At 58.6% G+C, this 22,446-nt stretch carries 19 protein-coding genes; 12 read left to right on the top strand and 7 right to left on the bottom strand.

The genetic code is table 11. From position 1 onward, the window contains the following. The first annotated feature begins 165 nt into the window (after positions 1-165). Positions 166-2,871 carry a DNA gyrase subunit A gene (gyrA, locus tag ACR0LF_RS01655; RefSeq protein WP_480576148.1) on the top strand — a complete coding sequence of 902 codons (2,706 nt, stop codon included), beginning with the start codon at positions 166-168 and terminating at the stop codon, positions 2,869-2,871. Between the two features lie 115 nt (positions 2,872-2,986). Further along, the gene (gene trhA / locus ACR0LF_RS01650; RefSeq protein ID WP_480574009.1) at positions 2,987-3,673 is read left to right on the top strand and encodes a PAQR family membrane homeostasis protein TrhA; all 687 of its coding nucleotides are present in this window, start codon (positions 2,987-2,989) and stop codon (positions 3,671-3,673) included. Positions 3,674-3,698: 25 nt separating this feature from the next. Here the strand turns inward: trhA and ACR0LF_RS01645 are convergent, their stop codons facing one another. Genes ACR0LF_RS01645 through ACR0LF_RS01635 form a run of 3 tightly spaced genes read right to left on the bottom strand, consistent with a single transcriptional unit; the run spans position 3,699 to position 7,121 of the window. Beyond that, complete coding sequence (locus tag ACR0LF_RS01645) at positions 3,699-5,168, bottom strand: carboxypeptidase M32 (protein ID WP_480574006.1); 1,470 nt, start codon at positions 5,166-5,168, stop codon at positions 3,699-3,701. A 4-nt stretch (positions 5,169-5,172) separates the two neighbouring features. Next, positions 5,173-6,318: a heme A synthase gene (gene ctaA / locus ACR0LF_RS01640; protein WP_480574003.1), complete on the bottom strand. Its 1,146-nt coding sequence runs from the start codon at positions 6,316-6,318 to the stop codon at positions 5,173-5,175. A 59-nt stretch (positions 6,319-6,377) separates the two neighbouring features. Further along, positions 6,378-7,121, bottom strand: coding sequence for an RNA methyltransferase (locus tag ACR0LF_RS01635; protein WP_480574001.1), 744 nt, complete (start codon positions 7,119-7,121; stop codon positions 6,378-6,380). 163 nt (positions 7,122-7,284) lie between these two features. On the opposite strand from ACR0LF_RS01635, the gene ACR0LF_RS01630 reads away from it, so the two are divergent. Continuing rightward, entirely contained in the window at positions 7,285-7,905 is a 621-nt protein-coding gene (locus tag ACR0LF_RS01630; RefSeq protein WP_480573998.1) for a thiamine phosphate synthase, read from the top strand. Here the strand turns inward: ACR0LF_RS01630 and ACR0LF_RS01625 are convergent. Then, positions 7,902-9,044, bottom strand: coding sequence for a hypothetical protein (locus tag ACR0LF_RS01625; protein WP_480573995.1), 1,143 nt, complete (start codon positions 9,042-9,044; stop codon positions 7,902-7,904). The two genes, ACR0LF_RS01630 and ACR0LF_RS01625, sit on opposite strands and share 4 nt — an antisense overlap. A gap of 170 nt (positions 9,045-9,214) precedes the next feature. Between ACR0LF_RS01625 and ACR0LF_RS01620 the strand changes: the two genes are divergently transcribed. The 3 genes from ACR0LF_RS01620 (at position 9,215) to ACR0LF_RS01610 (ending at position 11,759) form a co-directional block, all read left to right on the top strand. After that, positions 9,215-10,108, top strand: a complete 894-nt coding sequence (locus tag ACR0LF_RS01620) for a PfkB family carbohydrate kinase (protein WP_480573992.1) — start codon at positions 9,215-9,217, stop codon at positions 10,106-10,108. After that, positions 10,105-11,016, top strand: coding sequence for a pseudouridine-5'-phosphate glycosidase (locus tag ACR0LF_RS01615; protein ID WP_480573989.1), 912 nt, complete (start codon positions 10,105-10,107; stop codon positions 11,014-11,016). Before ACR0LF_RS01620 ends, ACR0LF_RS01615 begins: the two co-directional genes overlap by 4 nt. A 65-nt stretch (positions 11,017-11,081) precedes the next feature. After that, positions 11,082-11,759, top strand: coding sequence for a DUF502 domain-containing protein (locus ACR0LF_RS01610; RefSeq protein ID WP_480573986.1), 678 nt, complete (start codon positions 11,082-11,084; stop codon positions 11,757-11,759). On the opposite strand, the gene ACR0LF_RS01605 is transcribed toward ACR0LF_RS01610, so the two are convergent. Both ACR0LF_RS01605 and ACR0LF_RS01600 read right to left on the bottom strand, forming a co-directional pair. Further along, positions 11,760-12,785, bottom strand: coding sequence for a patatin-like phospholipase family protein (locus ACR0LF_RS01605; RefSeq protein WP_480573983.1), 1,026 nt, complete (start codon positions 12,783-12,785; stop codon positions 11,760-11,762). It abuts the gene before it with no gap. A 64-nt stretch (positions 12,786-12,849) separates the two neighbouring features. Then, the gene (locus tag ACR0LF_RS01600) at positions 12,850-13,623 is read right to left on the bottom strand and encodes a 3-hydroxybutyrate dehydrogenase (protein WP_480573980.1); all 774 of its coding nucleotides are present in this window, start codon (positions 13,621-13,623) and stop codon (positions 12,850-12,852) included. Between the two features lie 298 nt (positions 13,624-13,921). On the opposite strand from ACR0LF_RS01600, the gene ACR0LF_RS01595 reads away from it, so the two are divergent. Next, positions 13,922-15,739, top strand: coding sequence for an extracellular solute-binding protein (locus ACR0LF_RS01595; RefSeq protein WP_480573977.1), 1,818 nt, complete (start codon positions 13,922-13,924; stop codon positions 15,737-15,739). Positions 15,740-16,296: 557 nt separating this feature from the next. Then, entirely contained in the window at positions 16,297-16,536 is a 240-nt protein-coding gene (locus ACR0LF_RS01590; protein WP_480573974.1) for a hypothetical protein, read from the top strand. On the opposite strand, the gene ACR0LF_RS01585 is transcribed toward ACR0LF_RS01590, so the two are convergent. Next, on the bottom strand, positions 16,525-17,148 hold the full coding sequence (locus ACR0LF_RS01585) for a helix-turn-helix domain-containing protein (protein ID WP_480573971.1): 624 nt from the start codon (positions 17,146-17,148) through the stop codon (positions 16,525-16,527). The two genes, ACR0LF_RS01590 and ACR0LF_RS01585, sit on opposite strands and share 12 nt — an antisense overlap. A 64-nt stretch (positions 17,149-17,212) precedes the next feature. Between ACR0LF_RS01585 and ACR0LF_RS01580 the strand changes: the two genes are divergently transcribed. The 4 genes from ACR0LF_RS01580 to ACR0LF_RS01565 all read left to right on the top strand — a co-directional run bounded on the left by ACR0LF_RS01580 (position 17,213) and on the right by ACR0LF_RS01565 (position 22,387). After that, positions 17,213-18,730 (top strand): class I adenylate-forming enzyme family protein, encoded by a 1,518-nt coding sequence (locus tag ACR0LF_RS01580; protein WP_480573968.1) that lies wholly within the window; start codon positions 17,213-17,215, stop codon positions 18,728-18,730. Beyond that, complete coding sequence (locus tag ACR0LF_RS01575) at positions 18,727-19,386, top strand: DsbA family oxidoreductase (protein ID WP_480573965.1); 660 nt, start codon at positions 18,727-18,729, stop codon at positions 19,384-19,386. Before ACR0LF_RS01580 ends, ACR0LF_RS01575 begins: the two co-directional genes overlap by 4 nt. Positions 19,387-19,462: 76 nt before the next feature. Beyond that, positions 19,463-20,671: a multidrug effflux MFS transporter gene (locus tag ACR0LF_RS01570; protein ID WP_480573962.1), complete on the top strand. Its 1,209-nt coding sequence runs from the start codon at positions 19,463-19,465 to the stop codon at positions 20,669-20,671. Between the two features lie 57 nt (positions 20,672-20,728). Beyond that, positions 20,729-22,387: a tetratricopeptide repeat protein gene (locus ACR0LF_RS01565; RefSeq protein ID WP_480573958.1), complete on the top strand. Its 1,659-nt coding sequence runs from the start codon at positions 20,729-20,731 to the stop codon at positions 22,385-22,387. The last annotated feature ends 59 nt before the right edge of the window (positions 22,388-22,446 follow it).

The following is a 22,446-nucleotide window of genomic DNA, read 5'->3' as shown; positions in this document are numbered from 1 at the left end:
TAGATAACATTATATTACTTGGCTGTTACCGAGGATTTCCCCTGCTAAAATCGCTGCTTGCTTGCACCTTATGTGCGTAGTCTGATAAGATACATCCACAAGATATAGACCCATTACAAGGCACGGGCAGTTTACGTGAGCGATACGCCAGAAATCCCCGAAAACATGGATGAAACCCCGCCCGAGCGCCCCGTTTATGACGGCCCGACGGTGTCCATCGAATCCGAGATGCGTACGTCCTATCTGGACTATGCCATGTCGGTCATCGTCAGCCGCGCGATCCCCGATCTGCGTGACGGCCTGAAACCGGTGCACCGGCGGATTCTTTACGCCATGCACGAGACCGGGAATACCCACGACAAGGCCTACCGCAAGTCGGCTCGCCCCGTTGGCGACGTCATGGGTAAATACCACCCGCACGGCGATAGCGCGATCTATGACGCGCTGGTGCGGATGGCACAGGATTTCTCGATGTCGCTGCCACTGCTGGATGGTCAGGGCAACTTTGGCTCAATGGACGGCGATAATCCGGCGGCCATGCGCTATACCGAAGTGCGGATGGACAAGCCCGCCGCCTCGCTTCTTGCCGATATCGAAAAAGAGACAGTCGATTTTCAGGACAACTATGACGGCAAGGACCGGGAACCGACCGTCCTGCCCGCCCGTTTTCCGAACATGCTGGTCAACGGCGCCGGTGGTATCGCTGTCGGCATGGCAACCAACATCCCGCCGCACAACCTTGGCGAAGTTGTCGACGCAACGCTGGCTTTGATCGACGACCCTGACCTGACGTCAGAGCAACTGATCGAATACGTCCCCGGCCCTGATTTCCCAACCGGAGGCGTTATGCTTGGCCGGTCCGGCGCGCGCAAAGCTTACCTTGAGGGCCGCGGCAGCGTCATCATCCGCGCCAAGACCCGCACCGAGGAAATCCGCAAGGACCGATACGCCATCGTCGTGGATGAGATCCCCTATCAGGTAAACAAAGCCTCGATGATCGAAAAGATCGCCGAGGCCGTGCGCGAAAAGCGCATCGAAGGCGTGGCCCATGTGCAGGACGAATCCGACCGCAACGGCGTGCGGGTCGTCGTTGAACTGAAACGCGATGCCACGCCCGAGGTGGTACTGAACCAGCTTTACCGTTTCTCGCCGATGCAAACCTCGTTCGGTTGCAACATGCTGGCCCTGAATGGTGGCCGCCCCGAGCAACTGACCCTGCGCCGGTTCCTGACATCGTTCATCGACTTCCGCGAGGATGTCGTCGCCCGCCGAACCGCATACGACCTGCGCAAGGCCCGCGAACGCAGCCATATCCTGTGTGGCCTGGCCGTTGCCGTGTCGAACGTGGACGAAGTGGTTGCCACCATCCGTTCATCTGCCGATGCCGCCGAAGCGCGCGAAAAGCTGATGACGCGCCGCTGGCCCGCCTCCGAAATCGAAGGCTATCTGCGCCTGATCGACGATCCTCTGTCCAAGATGAACGACGACGGCACCTATAACCTGACCGAGGTTCAGGCCCGCGCCATCCTCGACCTGCGCCTACAGCGCCTGACCCAACTGGGCGTCAAAGAGGTCACGGACGAACTGGAGGAACTGGCCGCCAAGATCAAGGAATATCTGGATATTCTGTCCTCGCGCGAGCGCATCATGTCGATCATCGGCGATGAGCTGCGCAGCGTGCGCGAGCAGTTTGCTGTACCGCGTCGCACCGAGATCGTCGACTGGTCCGGCGATATGGAAGACGAGGACCTGATCGAACGTGAAGACATGGTCGTGACTGTTACTTCCGGCGGTTACATCAAACGCACACCGCTGGCCGATTTCCGGGCGCAGAAGCGTGGCGGCAAGGGCTTGTCGGGCATGCAGACCAAGGAAGAGGACGTGGTCACCACCCTCTTTGTGGCGAACACCCATACGCAGTTGCTGTTCTTCACCACCGACGGGATGGTCTACAAGCTCAAGACGTGGCGCCTGCCGCAATCGGGGCGCACCGGTAAGGGCAAGGCCATCGTTAACATCCTGCCGATCCCGACCGGGGTTTCCATCGCAGCGATCATGCCCGTGGATGTCCCAGATGAAGAGTGGGAAAACCTGCAGATCGTCTTTGCCACTAGTGCAGGCACCGTACGGCGCAACCGCCTGTCGGATTTCACCAATGTAAAACGCAACGGCAAGATCGCCATGAAGTTCGAGGATGAGCACGCCGATACCAAGCTGATCAACGCACGTATCTGTTCCGAAGATGACGACGTGATGCTGGTCACCAAATCCGGCCGTGCTATCCGCTTTCCAACAACAGATGTGCGGGTCTTCAACAGCCGCTCCTCTGTCGGTGTTCGCGGCGTCCGTCTGAACGGCGATGACGAGGTGGTCTCGATGTCGGTGATCCGCCATTTCAACGCTACCTCGGATGAACGGGCCGCATATCTCAAGATGCGCCGAGCGGTGGCCGGTCTGGCCGACGATGCCGAGGCGACGGACGAAGAAGGTGATGCGCTGGCGACGATCAGCCAGGAACGCTATGCCGAAATGTCGGCCGCCGAGAACTTGATCCTGACCATCACCGCAGGTGGTGCGGGCAAGCTTAGCTCCAGCCACGACTACCCTGTTCGCGGACGCGGTGGCATGGGTGTCGCCGCAATGGACAAGGCCATGCGTGGCGGCGAGCTCGTGGCCTCTTTCCCGGTTGAGATCGACGATCAGATCATGCTGGCCACCTCCAAGGGCCAATCCATCCGGGTTCCGGTCGATGGTATTTCCTTCCGTTCCCGCAGCGCGGGCGGGGTGAAAGTCTTCAACACCGGCAAGGGCGAAGAGGTCGTCAGCGTCGCCTGGATCGCCGATCAGGGCGATGAGGAAACCGAAGAGTAACTCTCACGTTTCACTACGTTTTTGAAACAAAACGCCCGTTATTGCGGGCGTTTTGCCGTTTGGGATCACGTTATCGGCAGTCCCCCGGTTGACGCGCTTGTCCAGGACCAATCCAATGCCTAGCCTTATTAACATGTGGTCTTTCGCACATATCCGCCCCGCCTACAGCCGCGCTGAGCGTGTAAGCGACGGTGTGATCCATGTGCTCGGCGTTTCATCCGCGTTGATCGCCGTTCCAATGCTGATAACTCTGACCATCTACTATCGCTCGGACCCCACTGCCGTTCTGGGCGCGTCGATCTACGGCGTGACGCTGGTTCTGATGCTGACCTTTTCAGCGCTCTACAACATGATCGAACACGACGACTGGAGCGCATTTCTGCGCCGCCTCGACCACTCGGGCATCTACGTCAAGATCGCGGGCACTTACACACCGTTCCTGCTGCTGTCGGGAACGCAATCACCGGGGCTATTGATTGGCCTGTGGTCTTCAGCAACACTTGGATCGGCGCTCAAGATGTTCGATCCAAACCGATTCCGCTGGTTCGGGCTTGCGCTCTACCTGTTGATGGGATGGGCAGCAGTTTGGGCCGGCCAATCCATGTTGACAGAGCTGACCCCAACAGTCGTCACCCTTATGATCGCCGGAGGGCTCGTCTACACCGCCGGAGTCGCCTTCTACCTGCTGGACTGGCTGCCGTTCCACAACACGATATGGCACGTGTTTGTTCTGGTCGGCAGCGTCCTGTTCTTTGCGGCGGTCGCGGCGCGGATCGAGCTGGTTCAGGTTGCCAATCTCTAAGCGCGCTTAAGCGCTCCCCAACAACTCACAACCCGTACAGCGCGCCAAACTTCTGTTCCAGGTAGGTCATCAGTGGTTCAGGCCCAGGCTCAATCCCACTTGCCCGCTGAATGATCTCGCGCGGCGCATAAAGGCCACCATGCTGCTGGACGTGCTCGCGCAACCAGCTTGTTGCGCCGGATGTGTCGCCTTCGGCCAATTGTGCCTCCAGCCCAGGTACAGCGTTACGCAATGCCTGATACAGGCATCCGGCATAAACGTTGCCCAACGAATAGGTCGGGAAATATCCGAATAGACCAACCGACCAGTGAACATCCTGCAAGCAGCCATTCGAGGGCTTGTCGACCGCATAACCGAAATCCGCTTTGAAGCGGTCGTTCCAGGCGGCTTCCAGATCACTGACCTGCAGGTCTCCGGCCATCAAAGCGCGCTCAAGGTCGAACCGCAGCATGATGTGCAGATTGTATTGAACCTCATCCGCCTCGGTGCGGATATAGCCGTTATGAACCCGGTTCACGGTGGCATAGAACGCATCCGCATCTGAAATACCGAAATCTCCGAACGCCTCGGTCATTTGGTCGAACAACCAGCCCGTAAAGGCGCGCGACCGGCCCAGCTGGTTTTCATAGATCCGGCTTTGGCTTTCGTGCACACCCATGGACACGCCTTGCCCGAGGGGTGTCAGCAGATAGTCGCGGTTGATTCCTTGTTCATAGGCTGCGTGACCGACCTCATGAATGGTCGAATAGAAGCAGTTGAACGGATCGGTTTCGCTGGTCCGCGTGGTAATACGCACATCCAGCCCGCTGCCGGAGCTGAACGGATGAACAGCCTTGTCCACGCGCCCGTTGTTGAGGTCATAGCCAAATGCGACCGCGAGATTCTGAGTCAGCCGCATTTGGGCCTGCTCATTGAAGCTGCCGGTCAGCGCTGCAGGTTCCGGGCGATCCAGAACGGCCGTGCGCAAGGCAACCAAGCGCGGACGCATCTCATCGAAAATCGCCGCGATCTGCGCGCCGGTCGTATAGGGTTCGTAATCCTCGACCATGGCGTCATAAACATTTCCGCCCTGCGCCAGTGCCTCACCTTCCTGACGCTTGAGCGAGACAACCTCCTCCAGCACCGGAAGGAACGCCGAAACGTCTTCGTCCGCCCGCGCTTGGGCCCAGGTTCCCTGCGCCGCGGACGTTACTCGGGCAATCTGGGTTGCCAGATCGGCAGGTACCTTAACGGCCCGGTCATATGCGCGGCGGATCTCACGAAGCTGCGCCTTGCCGACCTCATCCTGAGGCGCGGCCTGTTCCAGCCATTCAGCCACGCGCGGATCGGATCGGCGTGCGTGAAGGACGGCCTCGATCGCCGCCATTTCTTCGGCGCGCTGCGGAGCGGCCCCGCGTGGCATCACGGTTTCCTGATCCCAGCCCAGCCGTCCAGCGATCTGCCCCAAAGCCGATGTTTCACGCTGAAAGGCCATCAGGTCGTTGAAAGCGGTCATGGTATCAAACTCCGCGCACAGATGTTGCGATTGGGTAGGCTGTCAGGAACCGCACGCGAAGGATCAGGGTCCAAACGACGACTGCCATGAACTGATGGAAGATGGCGATCTGCCATGGCGCACCGTAGACCACGGTTACGATGCCAACGACGACCTGAAGCGACAGCGCCGCAAAGGCCGCGTTGAACGCAAAGCGCGTTTGCGGATGCGCGCTGGCACCGCCACGGCGCCAGACGATGACAGCAAAGATGAACAGCAGATACCCGGCGCAGCGGTGAATGAACTGCACAAGTCCAGGGCTTTCGAAGAAGTTGCGCCAGATAGGCTCCAGCGCAGCCGCATCTGGTGGCAGCAATTGCCCACCGATCAGGGGCCAGTCGGTGAAAGACCGACCGGCGTCGATACCAGCGACCAGCGCGCCAATGAGTATTTGCAAAAAGGCGAAATGCATCAGGCCGGTCGAAAGCGAGAACAGCTTTGCCTCTTTGGCGCGGCGCGCTTGCATGAGGTCACGTTCGTCGCGACCAAGCTCAAAGATATACCACGCCAGAAAACCCAGGATCACGAATGCCAGGCCGAGATGGATGGCCAGTCGGTAACTGGCGACGGCGATCATGCCTTCGCCCTGTGTCACGCCCGAGGCGACCATCCACCAGCCAACCGCGCCCTGAACACCCCCCAGAAGGCCGGGGATCAACAGCTTGCCGATCCAGCCTGTCGGGATCTTGCGCGCGACGAGAAAGCCGAGGAAGCCGAGCGCCCAGACCAACCCGATCACACGGCCCAGTTGCCGGTGGCCCCATTCCCACCAATAGATGGATTTGAAGTCGCTCAATTCCATCCACTGGTTCTGGATCCGCCATTGATCGATCTGCTTGTACTTGTCGAACTCCGCCTGCCAATCTGCTTCGGTCATTGGCGGGATGGCACCGGTGATCGGACGCCATTCGGTGATCGAAAGACCGCTGTCCGTCAGGCGCGTCAGGCCGCCAACTGCGATCATCACGACAACCAAAACAAACAGGATCATCAGCCAGACACGGATCGCCTTGCGCGCGCCTCCTCGACCCCGGTCGATCATACCGGGTTGAACCGCCTGTTGTTTTTCGGTGTCCGAGACCTCTTCGAAGATGCTGCGCTTACCGCTCATGCTGTCCTCATGTCCTGATTTTGTCGCAAGCTAGGGTTTGGGGGAAGATAGGTCCAGCCTCAGCCTTTGTCTTTCCAGCGGACCATCTGCCGCATGATCCCGTGCAGCATCTGCACATCGGCCCGTGTCATCCGCATCCGCGACCACAGATTGCGCAGGTTCACTTTCATGCCTTCCGCCTTTTCGGGCGGATAGAAGAACCCGGCCTCTTCCAGCCGATCCTCGTAATGCTCGACCAGTTTCTCAACCTCGATCCCAGTGGCCCAGTCGCCCTTGCCCAGATCAGTGGTCTCATGCACCACGTCGCCCGTTTGGCGCATCCATTCATAGGCAGTTAGCAACACACATTGACCCAGGTTCAGCGAGGCATATTCCGGATTCACCGGAACCGAGATGATGGCGTTGGCCTTGGCGATGTCTTCGTTCTCCAACCCCGCGCGTTCAGGGCCGAACAGAACCGCAACCTTCTCGCCTGCTGCGACCTTTTCGGCCGCGATCTGCATGGCGCGCTCGGGGCTATAGACGGGTTTCGTCAGCCCGCGTTGCCGCGCCGTGGTGGCGAAGACAAAGGTGCTGTCAGCCAACGCCCCGGCCAGATCGTCAAACAGCTGTGCTTCGTCCAACAACCGCCCCGCGCCGCTGGACATCGCTACGGCCTTGGGGTTCGGCCAGCCATCGCGGGGTGCCACGATACGCATCCGGTCCAGCCCGAAATTCCACATCGCCCGTGCAGCAGCGCCGATGTTCTCACCCATCTGCGGGCGCACAAGCACGAAGGAAGGCTGGGATTTGTCGCTGGGCATGGCTTTCTCCGAAAAGTTCCGTCCGCTCTAATCCGCCTGCATGGCCAGAGCAACCCGATCCTCTTCTTCTGTTCCCAAATACCTCCGCCGGAGGCTTAAAAGTTTGCTTCCGCGCTTTAATCCGCTAAACCGCGCCAAAGATCAAACGCCGAAGGACGCGCCCATGGACACCCCCGAGCAGCCGCAGATTTACCTGATCACGCCTCCAACCATCGAACTGAGCACATTCACGAACAAGCTGGCGACTGTTCTGGACGGGGCCGAGATTGCCTGCATCCGCCTCGCGCTGGCCGGGAGCGACGAAGATACCATTGCCCGCGCAGCCGACACCTGCCGCGAAGTCGCCCATGCGCGCGACGTGGCCATCGTGATCTCGAACCATGTTCTGCTGGCGCAGCGTCTGGGTTTGGACGGGGTGCATCTGGATGACGGGGCGCGGTCGGTTCGCGCCGCGCGCAAGGAATTGGGCGCAGACGCCATTGTCGGCAGTTTCTGTGGTGCCTCCAGCCATGACGGCATGACCGCGGGCGAAAATGGGGCGGATTATGTGGCCTTCGGACCGGTTGGCAACGCCACGTTGGGGGACGGAACCCGCGCCGAAAAGGACCTGTTCCAGTGGTGGTCCGAGATGATCGAGGTTCCGGTTGTGGCCGAAGGCGGTTTGACGGCTGAATTGGTCCGCGGTCTGGCCCCTTGCACTGATTTCTTCGGCATTGGCGATGAAATCTGGGGCAGCGATGATCCGATGGGCGCACTGAACACGCTGCTGGCTGCGATGGCTTAACCCAATAGCCAGGGTTCAGCCATCCAATAGACCCCGATCCCGGCGATCAGCATCGAGGCCAGAACCGATATCCGGCCTCGTGTTCTGTGCGAGTTTCCAGCTAGAAAAAATGCCAAAGCAAAGACTAGCAAAGCGACAAAGATCAACGGCAGAATACTCCCCGCCCAATATCCCAGAATGGACGGTGGAAGATGATCAGGCGGCACCCCGATCCCCCTCAGGGCCGTGGACAATGCCAGCCCCTGAAGACAGCCCACGGCAAGCACGGCCAACAGACGCCAGACCTGTAACCTTCTGGCGACAAGATTCCAAAGCGCCAGAACGATGGTCGAGGCCACCAGCGCCGGGGCCTCGATAGCCCTGGACATCACCACAACGTCGTACAAACCCAGCCAAAGTCCAACCAGAATGCCCGCCGATAAGAAGGCCAGTTGGGGAGCAACTGAGCGCAGGTTCAAAGACAGGAACACTAGCACCAAAGCTAGAATGGACGGCTTGATTGGGTTTTGAACAAACTGGCCAAGCCCTTTTGCAAAAAACGTCTGCAAGGTTTGCTGTGTTGTCAGGGATGCCCCGCCCTGCAACGGGATCAGCGGGCTTGCCTCGCTCGCAGTCAAATACCCAGTGTATGGGGCCACTACATCCTGCTGTCGAAGCACGATCGGCCCGTTCCCTGACGGCCAAGTCAGACGCAAGCCAGATGCCTGATCCGGCAAAGGCGCGGTCAACAACAGTTTGGAAACACGCGTCTTTTCCGTATCTCCAACCACAGGAATACGCACACCTTCATATGACAGGCTCAACCGATCAGGAGCCTCAACGACAAGGCTTTGCTTCCAGGTTTGAACGAAATCTCTGATCTGCGGCTCCAATTCAGACGAAACCATCCGGCGCAGAGATTTGTACTGTGGATCGTTAGAAAAGGCGTTCTGCTGTGTCGGGTCGATCCCGGTCAGCATAGCTTCGGCATTCAACTTTACCTCAAGAAACAGAGTGTCCGACTTGACCCAGAAATCAATAATGGTTGGTGGGTCGGATTGCGCCCTGACAGCCCCCGAGTGCAAAGTAAAAAAAACAAAAAAACTCAGAGCACAGGTTTTCAGGACGCGAAGGATGGCACGGAAACCAGGGCCATTCATACGAAACGCTCCAACGGAAAAATCAAATCACCAATCATTGCTTTCGATTGTTCCCGCGAAGACCGTGGATCGCAAGCCCAAAGGGCGCATCGGCCTGACAACCTCCGAATCTCTGATTGCTGTAACGTTCTGGCTTGCACGGGCTTCACCCCTGCGGCATGACATCCCTTATGACTCAGAACAGTGATATCCTGTGTATCGGCTCGGTCCTGTGGGATGTGATCGGACGATCAGCCAGCGCTATGCGGCAGGGCTCGGACGTGCCAGGCCGGATCACCCGGCTGCCCGGCGGCGTTGCGATGAACATAGCCATGACTTTGGTGCGCTTTGGCATGGCCCCGACCCTGTTGACCGCCATTGGTCGCGACCCCGAAGGCGACGAACTGGTGCATGCCTGTTCCCGCCTCGGCATGGTCACGGAACACATCTATCGCTCACAAGACTTGCCGACTGATCGCTACATGGCCGTCGAAGGCGCGAATGGATTGATCGCGGCCATTGCCGACGCGCATTCGCTGGAGGCCGCAGGCGCGAAGATATTACACCCTTTGATGCACGGACCGTTGGGCTATGAGAACACACCGTTTGAAGGCCCCATTGCACTTGACGGCAACCTTACACTGGACCTGCTGGAAGAGATTGCCCAAAGCCCCGCCTTTGCAAAAGCTGATCTGCGTGTGGCTCCGGCCTCACCCGGCAAGGCAGAACGTCTTTTACCTTTCCTGAAACACGCCCGTGCCACCCTTTATGTGAACCTCGAAGAGGCAGGTATCCTGTGTCAGCGCGAATTCACCGACTCTGAATCTGCCGCCAAAGGCCTGTTGGATCGCGGCGCTCTGCGCGTGCTGGTCACCGATGGCGGCAACTCGGCCACTGTCGGCAATGCCGACGAAATCCTGACCCAGACGCCCCCTTCGGTTCTGGTCACCCGCGTGACCGGTGCCGGGGATACCTTCCTGGCGGCCCATATCGCCTCAGAATCCGACGGCGCTTCGAGTGACGAGGCCCTGACCCGCGCCCTGCACGCCGCTGCAACCTACGTATCCGGAGAAACCCCACTGTGATCGACATCCATTACTCAGCCGAGGTCCGCGCCGCCAAAGACGCAGGCCAACCCATCGTTGCGCTGGAAAGCACCATCATCACCCACGGCATGCCCTACCCGCAGAATGTCGAAGTTGCGGCTCAGGTCGAACAGGACATCCGCGATGCGGGCGCAGTTCCTGCAACCATGGCCGTGATCGAAGGCAAACTGCACGTGGGGCTGGAGCCTGAGCAGCTGCAATGGCTGGGTCAGGCGCAGGGCGTCGCCAAGATCTCGCGTGCGGATATGGCGGCCTGCATTTCGACCGGCGGCACCGGGGCGACAACCGTCGCCGCCACCATGATCGCGGCGCATTACGCCGGGATCGATGTCTTTGCCACCGGCGGCATCGGTGGGGTGCATCAGGGGGCCGAGACCACATTCGACATCTCCGCTGACCTGCATGAGCTTGGGCATACGCCGGTGACAGTTGTCGCAGCCGGTGCAAAAGCCATCCTCGACCTCGCCAAAACGCTTGAGGTTCTTGAAACGTTGGGCGTTCCTGTGATCGCGCATGGTCAGGACGAGTTTCCTGCTTTCTGGTCAGCCAAATCGCCTTTTGCGGCGCCCCTGCGCATGGACAGCGCCGACGCCATCGCCAAAGCGCACGCCACCCGCCGCGCGCTGGGTCTGCCCGGCGGCCAACTTGTGGCGAACCCCATCCCCAACGCCGATCAGATCCCGGCCGAGGAACTCGCCCCTATCATCGCCGCGGCGCAAGCTGACGCGGATGCGCACCGCATCACCGGCAAGGCCGTCACGCCTTACCTGCTGCAACGCATCTTTGAAAAGACCGAGGGTCGTTCGCTGGTCGCCAATATCGCCCTTGTGCGCAACAACGCGCGATTGGCGGCAAAGATCGCGTGCGCATTGGTGCAACAGCGTTGACGCTAACCTATTGTACCAGAGCCGTGGATTGACTACCTAAACCACGGAAACCATTCGGAACTGCAATGAATACACCGTTTGACGAAGAGCCCCATCGCCGCCCCGGCCTGTTTTCACGGCTGCGCGCGTCCTTTCTGACGGGCATCGTCGTCATTGCACCTGTCTGGTTGACCGTCTGGCTGATCTGGTCTGTCGTAGGCTGGATCGACAGTGCGGTCCTGCCGCTGGTGCCGCACCAGTTCCAGCCAGAGCAATATGTGGGCATCAACCTGCGCGGCGTGGGCGTGGTGATCTTCCTGTTCTTCACAGTGATCGTTGGCTGGATCGCCAAGGGCATTCTGGGCCGCTCACTGATCCATTTTGCCGAAAGCCTCGTAGACCGGATGCCCGTTGTGCGCTCGGTCTATTCCGGGATCAAACAGATTTCGGAAACTGTGTTTGCCCAGACCGAGCGCTCGTTTGAAAAAGCCTGCCTGATCCAATATCCGCGACGAGGCATCTGGGCCATCGGCTTTGTCTCGACCAGCGCCAAGGGTGAGGTCAGCGAGCGTGCCGAAACGGGTGGCGAGCTGCTCAGCGTATTCGTGCCCACAACCCCGAACCCGACCTCGGGATTTCTGCTGTTTTTCCCCGCCGAAGACGTAATTTTGCTGGATATGAGCATCGAAGACGCCGCGAAACTGGTGATTTCAGCGGGGCTAGTCTATCCCAACGGAAAAGACCCGACACAGCCACCCGAGTGATCAGTTGAACATTGCTGGCAGATCGACAGTGCTGTTCTGACCCAAATCATCCTTGTGTCTGGCAAGAAAACCGTCCGCCGCATCCCGCCCGGCCTTCTTCAACTTGTGCAGAATAACCGGATTGGGCACGGTCTTGGTGGCAACAGACAGGCTGTTCATCAGTTCGTTGTCCGCAATCATATGAACCAGAACACGGCTCATCTCGCCGGCTTTCAGCTTGCCCTCTTCCAGCAACCGCTGAACAAAACTGATCGCCCGCAGTTCCCGGAACAGGGATGAGTTGAAACTGATCTCATTGATGCGGTTCTGAATCTGCTGCGGTGTGATCGGAACCTCGTCGCGCTCCAACGGGTTGATGTTCACGATCACCACGTCGTCTGGCAAGTCCTCATTGAACAGCGGATAAAGCGCCGGATTGCCGGTATAGCCTCCGTCCCAATAGGCTTCAGTCCGGTTGGTCTTTGGATCAAATATCTCGACCGCCTTGAACAAGGTCGGCAAACAGGCCGAGGCCAGAATGGCATCCGTGGAAATCTCGTCCCCGGTAAAGACGCGGATCTTTCCGCTTCGCACGCAAGTGGCACACACGAACAGGCGCGGGCCTTCATCCGCGCAAATTTCGGCAAAATTGAACCGGTCCACCACCGGTTCCAACGGATTGCTGTAGAATGGCCCATAAGCATAGGGCGAGACCATCCGCGACCACGCGTCCCCGATGGAAAACGGCACAGAATACTCCATCGCCTGCGCGATGGCCGCCGGTTCCAGGCCGCGAAACCAATTCGCCATGCGCATGTCGCCAATCGCACCCATACGCTTCCACAACCCGTCCAGCCGCGCGCGCGAGCCCTCTCGCCCGGAATGCACCATCCCCGACTTGAACGCCGCCCCGTTCAACGCCCCGGCCGAGGTTCCTGTGATGGCCGCGACCTCGATATCTTCCTCATCCAGCAACCGGTCGAGCACACCCCAAGTGAACGCCCCATGTGCGCCGCCGCCCTGCAAAGCCAGATTGATCCGTTTCATGCCTCAGCCCGTTCATCTTTTCACAAATACTCCGGGGGTATGGGGGCAGAGCCCCCATAAAACCTCAAAGCGCGGTCCAACCACCATCTACGGAAATCGTGGTCCCGGTGATCTGCGCCGCCGCATCCGAACACAGGAAGATCGCCGTTCCGCCCAACTGTTCAACAGTGGCGAATTCCTTGGACGGTTGCCGCTCCAGCAGGATGTTCTTCACCACATCCTCACGGCTCATGTTGTATTCCTTCATCGTATCGGGAATCTGAGCCTCGACCAGAGGGGTCAGAACATAGCCCGGGCAGATCGCGTTACAGGTGATTGGCTCTTGCGCGGTTTCCAGCGCCACGGTTTTGGTCATCCCCACAACACCGTGCTTGGCCGCGACATAGGCCGCCTTGAAGGGCGATGCCGTCAACCCATGGGCCGAGGCGATGTTCACCACCCGCCCCCAACCTGCCTTACGCATCATCGGCAACGCAGCAGCGGTTGTGTGAAAGACCGAGTTCATGTTGATCGCGATTATTGCGTCCCATTTCTCGACCGGGAACTGATCGATTGGTGAGACATGCTGAATGCCCGCATTGTTCACCAGAATGTCACAGGCCCCGGCCTGCTCAATCAGCGATCGGCATTCGTCACCCTTGGACATGTCGGCCTTGATGTAGCGCGCGTTTGTCCCGGTCTCTTTCGCGATATCTGCCGCAAGCGCGTGATCTTCGTCGCGATCCGTAAAGGAATTCAGAACCACATCGGCACCGGCCTTGGCCAGTTCCCGTGCGACCCCCAGACCGATACCAGAATTCGATCCCGTGATGATTGCCGTTTTGCCGGACAGGCTCATGTCCCTTCTCCCTCAAGCGTTAACTTGGCGCAGCATGCCATGCTGCACCTGCAAAGAAAACGGGGAAACATTTTCGATTGGACTCCCGGCCTGAGACTTCTTGGCGCATAAAAAAACGCCCGCACGAAGCGGGCGTTAAGTTATTGAGGCAGGTTTCATACAGGCAAGAAACCTATCGAGCAGTGGAACCTTTATAAGCAATTCTGCGCCTTGGTCCAAGCTAAAAGTTTGATAATAAGAAAAATCATCTCTACGGTGAATCCCAACAAAATAAGGCCAGAGCAGGATTGTTTCCAAAATGAGCCCGGATTTTCTCCGTCCGTTTCGACCACTTGCGGCGGGAATCGCCAGCATTTTCGTGATGTCTGTCGCCCATGCAGAATCGTCTCATGGCATAGCTATGTATGGGGACCCGGCCCTACCACCGGATTTTGTGTCCCTCCCCTATGCAAACCCGGATGCGCCCAAAGGCGGCAAGGCCGTGTTCGGGAATACGGGCGGCTTTAACAGTCTGAACCCGTTTTTGCAAAAAGGCACCTCGCCATGGCAATTGCCATTCTGGACCCACGAGAGCCTGATGGGCCGGTCCTGGGACGAACCTTTCACACTTTACGGGCTGTTAGCCGAATCAGTTGAGACGGCTCCGAACCGCTCCTGGGTCGAATTCACCTTGCGGGAAGAGGCACGTTTTTCCGACGGCACCCCGGTTACGGTCGACGATGTGATCTGGTCATACGAGACCTTGGGCACTCAGGGGCACCTGCGCTATCGCGGTCTCTGGGGCAAGATCGACAGTATCGAACAAACCGGCCCGCGATCGGTGCGGATCACATTCAATGAACCTGATCGAGAGCTTGCCCTGCTCGCAGGGATGCGTCCGATCCTGCAAAAGGCGCAATGGGAAGGTAAGGCTTTCGCCGATGCGCAACTGCATGATGTGCCGATTGGAACCGGCCCCTATGTGATCGATAGTTATGAGGCCGGTCGCTACGTGAACCTGCGCCGCAATCCGGACTATTGGGGCGGGGATATCCCGTTCCGTCGCGGCACCATGAATCTGGACGAGATGCGGATCGAGTTCTACGGCGATGGCAGCGTATTGTTCGAAGCCTTCAAAGCCGGTGAATTGTCTGCGGTCCGGGAATTCAACGGTGACAAATGGGACACGCAATACAGCTTTCCCGCCGTGCAGCGCGGCGATGTGGTCAAAACCGAGATTCCACACGGAAAACCTTCGGGCATGACCGGGTTCGTAATGAACACCCGCAAAGCCCCGTTCGATGATTGGCGCGTTCGCGAGGCACTGACACTTGCTTTCAACTTCGAATTCATCAACGACACGGTGACCGGTGGTGCGCAACCACGGATCACGTCTTATTTCTCGGGCTCCGACCTTGCCATGCAGCCCGGCCCGGCCCAAGGTCACGTGCAGGACCTGTTGCAACCTTTCGCCGATGACCTGATCCCCGGCACGCTGGAGGGGTATGAACCACCGCAAGGCGACGGATCGGCCCGGAACCGGGCGAACCTGCGCAAAGCCGCCAAACTTTTGACCGAAGCGGGCTGGACCGTTCAGGACGGCGTTTTGCGAAACTCAAACGGTGATGCGTTCCAGATGACTTTTCTGCTGCAACAGGGCGACAGCGAAATGGCAACGGTGGTCGAGATCTATTCCCGCGCGTTGGAACGTCTGGGCATTCAGGTCATGACTGAACAGGTCGATAACGCGCAATATGTCGGGCGCACTTCTGAACTAGATTTCGACATTACACCGTTCCGCCGGGCACTTTCTTTGTCCCCCGGAAATGAGCAGCGTTTGTATTGGGGCAGCGAAGGCGCCGATACGCCCGGAACGCGCAACCTGATGGGCGTGGCCTCACCCGCGGTCGACGCCATGATCGACGCCATGCTGGCATCGGAAACGCGAGAAGATTTCGTTGCCGCCACCCGCGCTCTGGATCGGGTACTGACCGCAGGCCGCTATGTCATCCCGATCTGGAGCTTCGACATCGGACGCATTGCGCATGTCAAAGATCTGAGATTCCCGAATACCTTGCCCATTTACGGAGACGGCCCCCAATACATGCCCGAAGTGTGGTGGTACGAGGTCCAATAAAAGCATGACCCAAAGGCCAGCCGGGGCAAGGGTGATCCCGGCCGGTCAACCCAAACCGACTTTTCCAATCCCTTACAGATGAAGGCCCTGCGGTTCGTTGCAGCCTGCTGCCGGAAAATCTGCGCCTGTCGGCGAAATTCAGCACATTGCCACGTCCAACAAGATTTCGTTTCGGCGCCAACAATCCTCTGCAACGCGTTAGCAACACCATCAATACTTGGTGATCGCGCCGCAAAAGCCATCAAATAGCTTTGGAAAACAGGAAAAAGCTGTATACATCCGGCACATTTAGGTTTCATGGCAAGCTGGGAAGTGCCTTTGCAATCCGCTTGTTGAATCCCTCCTGCGCTGCGGGAAACAGAACAACTGGGCCACCACCACTCACCCCAAATATTGGCCCATCGGCCCGTTGCGGAAATTTCGCAGCGGGCACAAAGCCCCTAAAAGAAATGTGACAACGCGCTGCGACATTTTGTCATGTCTGACGAGGCCGCCCCCTATCCGTACTCTGTTGTGGGGGAGAGCAGTCCTAATCGCTACTAAAGGAAAGCTCACAGATGATGAACTGGACCGATCTGACAAAAGACTGGGGCGCGGCCTATGAACGCGCGAAGCGGCGCTTTCCGAACTTGCGTGACCAGGACATGATGCGCGTCTTAAAGGATCGTAAAGGGTTTGAGGCCTATCTGGCCGAGCGTCACCAGTTGACAATGAATGAAGCACATGAAGAGGTCGAAGATTTCCTGTTCACCGAAGGTCTGAACCGGGAATTCAGCAGCGCCGCTTTAAGTAAGTGATGTGACCCAAAGGATAGTCGCGTCTTCGTCACTAACTGAAATTACGTTATGGCCCATGCTGCCATCGTAATAAGCGCTGTCGCCCCTACGCATCTCGACCGGCTCATAAAACTCAGTATAAAGTTGCACGACTCCGGTCAGCACATACATGAACTCTTCGCCGTCATGGCGCACCCAGCCGTCAAACTCATCCATTGATCGCGCCCGGACCCGCGCACGGTAGGGCAGCATTTGCTTTTTGGTCAGGGTTTCGGCCAACAACTCATGTTCATAGGTGGTTGTAGCATGTGCCGTACCATCGCCCACACGTGTGATTGCCATCCGTCCGATCACCTGATCGCGCTGAGGCGGTGTGAAAAGCTGCGGAACCGAAATTTCCAACCCGATCGCGAGTTTCTTGAGCGCGTCATACGTGGGCGACATCTGCCCGTTTTCAATCTTGCTGAGGGTCGAGCGTGCCAATCCGGCCTGGCTGGCGGCCTGTTCCAGTGTCCATTGCCGAGCCTTGCGCAGCTCTCGCACGCGCGCGCCAAGGTCCAGCGGTTCCACTTCGGTGTATTCGCCGGCGTCTCGGGCAATTCGGATCAGGGATTTGGGATCTTGGGTTCTCATGCCTTCTCTATAGGCCCGGCCAGCCGCGCTTGCAACGCGGCAGGCGGCGCGTTAGCCAGTGTCCATGTTGTCCATTTTCGATCAGGGGCCGGCTGCGCCCTGCCCCAAACCGTTCAACCTGGCGGCTCATGTTCTGGGCCGCGCCGAGTACGCCCCGGATAAAGTGGCATTGTCGGTCTTGCGTTCGAGCAACTCGCAGGATTGGAGCTATCGCGATCTGAAAGCTGCGGTGCTGGGCACTGGTACGGGTTTGCTGAAGGCCGGTTTGAAACCCGGTGACATCGCGCTGATGCGGCTGGGCAATACGGTGGATTTCCCGATTGCCTATCTGGGCGCTATTGCCGTGGGCGTCGTACCGGTGCCGACATCGTCGCAACTGACGGAACCCGAAACCGCCAAAATGATCGAGGATCTTTCCCCGGCGGCCATTCTGCGCGATCCCGACGTCGCCTGCGCTTCGCATCCCCAACAGATCGGGTTGGATGCATTGAAGGCCATGCGAAACCTGCCTGCGGCCCGTTTTGACATGGGCGATCCCGAGCGTATGGCCTATGTCGTCTATACCTCTGGGACCTCAGGCAAGCCGCGCGCTGTCGCCCATGCCCATCGCGCAATCTGGGCCCGGCAGATGATGGTCGAAGGCTGGTACGGTCTGCGCGAAACCGACCGGTTGTGCCACGCTGGCGCGTTCAACTGGACCTATACGCTGGGAACCGGGTTGATGGACCCTTGGACCATCGGCGCGACGGCTCTGATCCCGGAACCGGGCACGGACATCTCCGCCCTGCCCGTTTTGCTAGGCCAGCATCGCGCAACAATTTTTGCCGCAGCCCCCGGTGTCTATCGCAAGATGCTGCAAATAGCGGATCAGATAGAGCTGCCCGACCTGCGCCACGGTCTGTGCGCGGGCGAAAAACTGGCCCGTTCACTGCATGAGAAATGGCTGAGCACCACCGGCACCGAGCTTTTCGAAGCCTACGGTATGTCCGAATGCTCGACCTTCATCTCCTCGAGCCCGGCCCATCCCGCACGCGAGGATGCGCTTGGACAACCGCAACCGGGGCGGCGTGTGGCGATCCTGGGACCGGACGGCCCGGTGCCTCAGGGGCAGGAAGGCACCATTGCAATTCACCGCTCTGACCCCGGATTAATGCTGACCTATCTCAACGCCCCTGATGAAGTTGAAACGCGTATGCAGGGTGAGTGGTTCCTGACCGGAGATCAGGGGGCCATGGCCGTGGATGGCCAGATCTCTTACCTGGGTCGCGACGATGACATGATGAACGCGGGTGGGTATCGCGTGTCTCCGGTCGAAGTCGAAGCCGCCCTGTCCCGTTTTCCCGGCATCACTCAGGTCGGCGCGGCGGCGGTCGAGGTCAAACCGGACACATTTGTGATAGCGGCCTTCTACACTGGCCCGGAAAAGCTGGACGATGCGGCCCTGCGCGCCTATGTCGAGACCAATCTGGCGCGTTACAAGCAACCGCGCGCCTTCATCCACCTGCCCGCGCTGCCGACCGGCGGCAATGGCAAACTCCTGCGCCGGGCGTTGCCGGCCTATTTCGAGGCACCAACCACATGACCCAGACCGTCAAGCTCGACATCCTGTCCGACCCGATCTGCCCGTGGTGCTTTATCGGCAAAACGCATCTGGACAAGGCACTGGCCAACGTTCCCGACCATCCCTTTGTCATTGAATGGCACCCGTTTCAGTTAAACCCAGACATGCCGGATGCTGGCATGGATCGGCGCGAGTACCTTGAGCGCAAGTTTGGCGGCAAGGAAGGCGCGGTTCGGGCTTATGCCCCCGTGGTCGAACATGCCGAAAATGCGGGGCTCAAGATCGACTTCGAAGGCATGAAGCGCACGCCCAACACGCTGGACGCGCATCGCCTGATCCATTGGGCCGGTATTGAAGGCAAACAGAACGCCGTCGTCGACGCGCTGTTCGATGCCTATTTTGTTCAGGCCCGTGACATTGGTAATCCCGAAGTCCTATCCGACATCGCCGACAGCGCTGGAATGGACGCCGCCGTGGTTATGAAACTGCTGAAATCAGACGCCGACCGCGAAGAAATTCGCAACCGGGACACTCACTCGCGCGAAATGGGCGTCAGCTCGGTCCCAACCTACATTGTCGCCAACCAACACGCGGTTCCGGGCGCGCAACCCCCTGACATGTGGGAGAAAGTGATCGCCGAGATCATGTCTCAACTTGAGGCTTCCCCTGCAGAATAGCACAGAGGTCTGTGCAAAATTCCAGTCTGGTCTAACCTGACCCACCGTGATAGCGCCAACGGGTTAGGAGTGCTTCATGGCCAACCGCATGTCAAAGGCGGAATTCATTGCTCTGATCGCAATGATGTTCGCCACCATCGCATTTTCGATCGATTCAATGCTGCCTGCTCTTCCCGAAATCGGCGCGCAGCTCAGCCCTGATGATGTCAACCGGGCCCAATTGATCCTGACGTCCTTTGTGTTGGGCATGGGGATCGGAACCTTTTTCACCGGCCCTCTTTCCGACGCGGTTGGACGCAAGCCGGTAATTTATGGAGGCGCGGTTCTCTATGTCGCGGCATCGACTGTGGCCTGGGCAAGTTCCTCGCTGGAGCTGGTTTTGATCGCACGTGTGTTTCAGGGGTTGGGCGCTGCTGGCCCGCGCGTGGTGGCGATGGCAATCATTCGCGATTTGTATTCGGGCCGTGAAATGGCGCGGATCATCTCGATTGCAATGATGATTTTTACGTTGGTACCTGCTGCCGCACCGATGCTGGGAGCGGGTGTGATCGCCCTGTTTGGCTGGCGCGGGATCTTTGTGTCATTCATTCTATTTGCACTGGTCATCATCACTTGGATGGGCGTTCGCCTGCCTGAATCTCTGGCCCGAGAAAACCGCCGCCCCTTCCGCTTACCGCTGATGCTTTCGGCCACTAAAGAAATGTTTGCTCACCCGACTGTGCGCCTTTCGATCATGGTTCAAACGCTGTGTATGGGCGTGTTGTTTACCATGCTGACTATGGTTCAGCCGGTTTATGACGTAATCCATGACCGTGCGGAAAGCTTTCCTTTCTGGTTTGGGTTCGTGGCACTGATGTCCGGGTCAGCCAGCTTGTTAAACGCAGCACTGGTCGTGCGCGTGGGTATGCGCCGGATGGTGACTTGGGCGCTGGGCGGGCAAATCCTGATCACAGCTTTGGTTATGACGCTAAATGCCATGCTCCTTTCGCCTGACGCCTCATTTGCGCTGTTCGTGTTCTGGCAAACCATGGTGTTTTTCATGGCCGGTGTAACTTTGGGCAACCTGAACGCCATCGCCATGGAGCCGATGGGGCATATTGCCGGGATGGCGGCTTCTGTCATCGGATCGATTTCGACGGTGCTGGCCGCTGCAATTGCAGCGCCGATCGGCTTGCTGTTTGACGGATCCATCGCGCCGTTGACATTCGGTATCCTGACAATGTGCATACTGGCCTTCGCCCTGATGCTGCATATGGGCCGCGTCGAGGAACGCCTGCCAGCCTGATCTGTGCAACATGTTGGAAATGCGCTACCCTTGGCCCAGGCTGAGGGGGGACCACTGATGAACGACTATTACGATCTGGGCAGCTATTCTTGCCCGGTTTCCACGTCGATACCTGAGGCTCAATTGTGGTTCGACCGCGGTCTGAACTGGACCTACGGATACAATCACGAAGAAGCTGTGGTTTGCTTCCAGCGCGCTGCCGAACATGACCCCCAATGCGCCATGGCCCATTGGGGCGTGGCCTATGCGGCTGGCCCGAATTACAACCTGCCCTGGGAATTGCAGGATGAGCGTGGGCGGGGCAAAGCACTGGCACTGGCTTATGATGCCATGCAAAAGGCGCTGGAGCTGGCTGACGGCTGCACGCCCGTTGAACAATCTCTGATCAGGGCTCTAACTGCGCGTTATCCGCAGCGGGATCCAATCGAGGACATGCATACGTGGGATCATGATTTTGCCGACGTCATGCGCACAGCGTTTGCGGCACACCCTGATCACCTCGATCTGCGCACAATCTACGTCGAAGCGCTTTTGAACCTGACACCCTGGAAAATGTGGGATCTGAAAACAGGCCAACCGGCAGAAGGTGCTGCAACGCTTGAGGCTCAAGAGGCGTTGGAATGGGCGATGACCAACGATCCGGCCGCCATGTCACATCCCGGCCTGCTGCATCTTTACGTCCACCTGATGGAGATGTCGCCCACACCGGAAAAAGCCCTGAAAGCCGGAGATATCCTGCGCACTTTGGTTCCGGATGCCGGGCATCTGGTCCATATGCCAACACACATAGATGTGCTCTGCGGCCACTACCACAATGTTGTGTACTGGAATGAAAAAGCCTCCGAAGCCGATCTGAAATATTACGAACGCGAAGGTGCGTTCAACATTTATACCGGCTACCGCCAACACAACTACCACTTCACCATCTACGGCGCGCTTTTTCTGGGGCAAATTGAACCTGCGCTGCGTGCCAACCAGGGGTTGTGGGATACGACGCCCGAAGAAATGCTTCGCATCGAAAGCCCGCCCATGGCGGATTTCTTCGAAAGCTATATGTCCATGGGGCCGCATATTCTGGTCCGGTTTGGCCGATGGGAAGAGGCAAAGGCGCTGGACCTGCCCTCGGATCCGGATCTGTTCCGCACCCTGACGGCCACGACCCATTACGCCCGCGCCATTGCCCATGCGGCAACTGGCGATGTCACCCACGCCGAAGCGGAAGAGAACCTGTTTCTCGCCGCTAAAGAATGCGTTCCCGAAACCCGCAGGCTGCACAACAACCGCGTGATCGACCTGCTGGAGATCGCGCGGGAAATGCTGCGCGGTGAGATCGAGTATCGCAAGGGTAATTTCGAAATCGCTTTCGCCCACCTGCGCCGCTCGGTCGAATTGGACGATACCCTGCCCTATGACGAGCCCTGGGGCTGGATGCAGCCCACACGCCACGCGCTTGGCGCTTTGCTGTTCGAACAAGGCCATACGGCAGAAGCCGAGGACGTCTATCGCGAAGATCTGGGTCTCGGCGGTGCCCTGAGCCGCGCTTCGATCCACCCGGACAACGTCTGGAGCTTGAAGGGGTTACACGACTGCCTGAAAGCCCGTGGAGAAGAGGTTGAAATCTTACAGATAAAACAACGCCTCGACCTCGCTTTGGCCCGCGCTGATCGGGCGGTTGCAGCGTCTTGCTTCTGCGCGCAGGCTGCAATGCGTGATTAGAGGGGTGATCGCGCTGCCGCGCGATGCCTCCGGCGGGGATATTTTTAGCCAGATGAAGC

The sequence above is a fragment of the Ruegeria sp. E8 genome (genome assembly GCF_056533985.1).
This window is presented reverse-complemented; position numbering and strand designations above follow the sequence as displayed.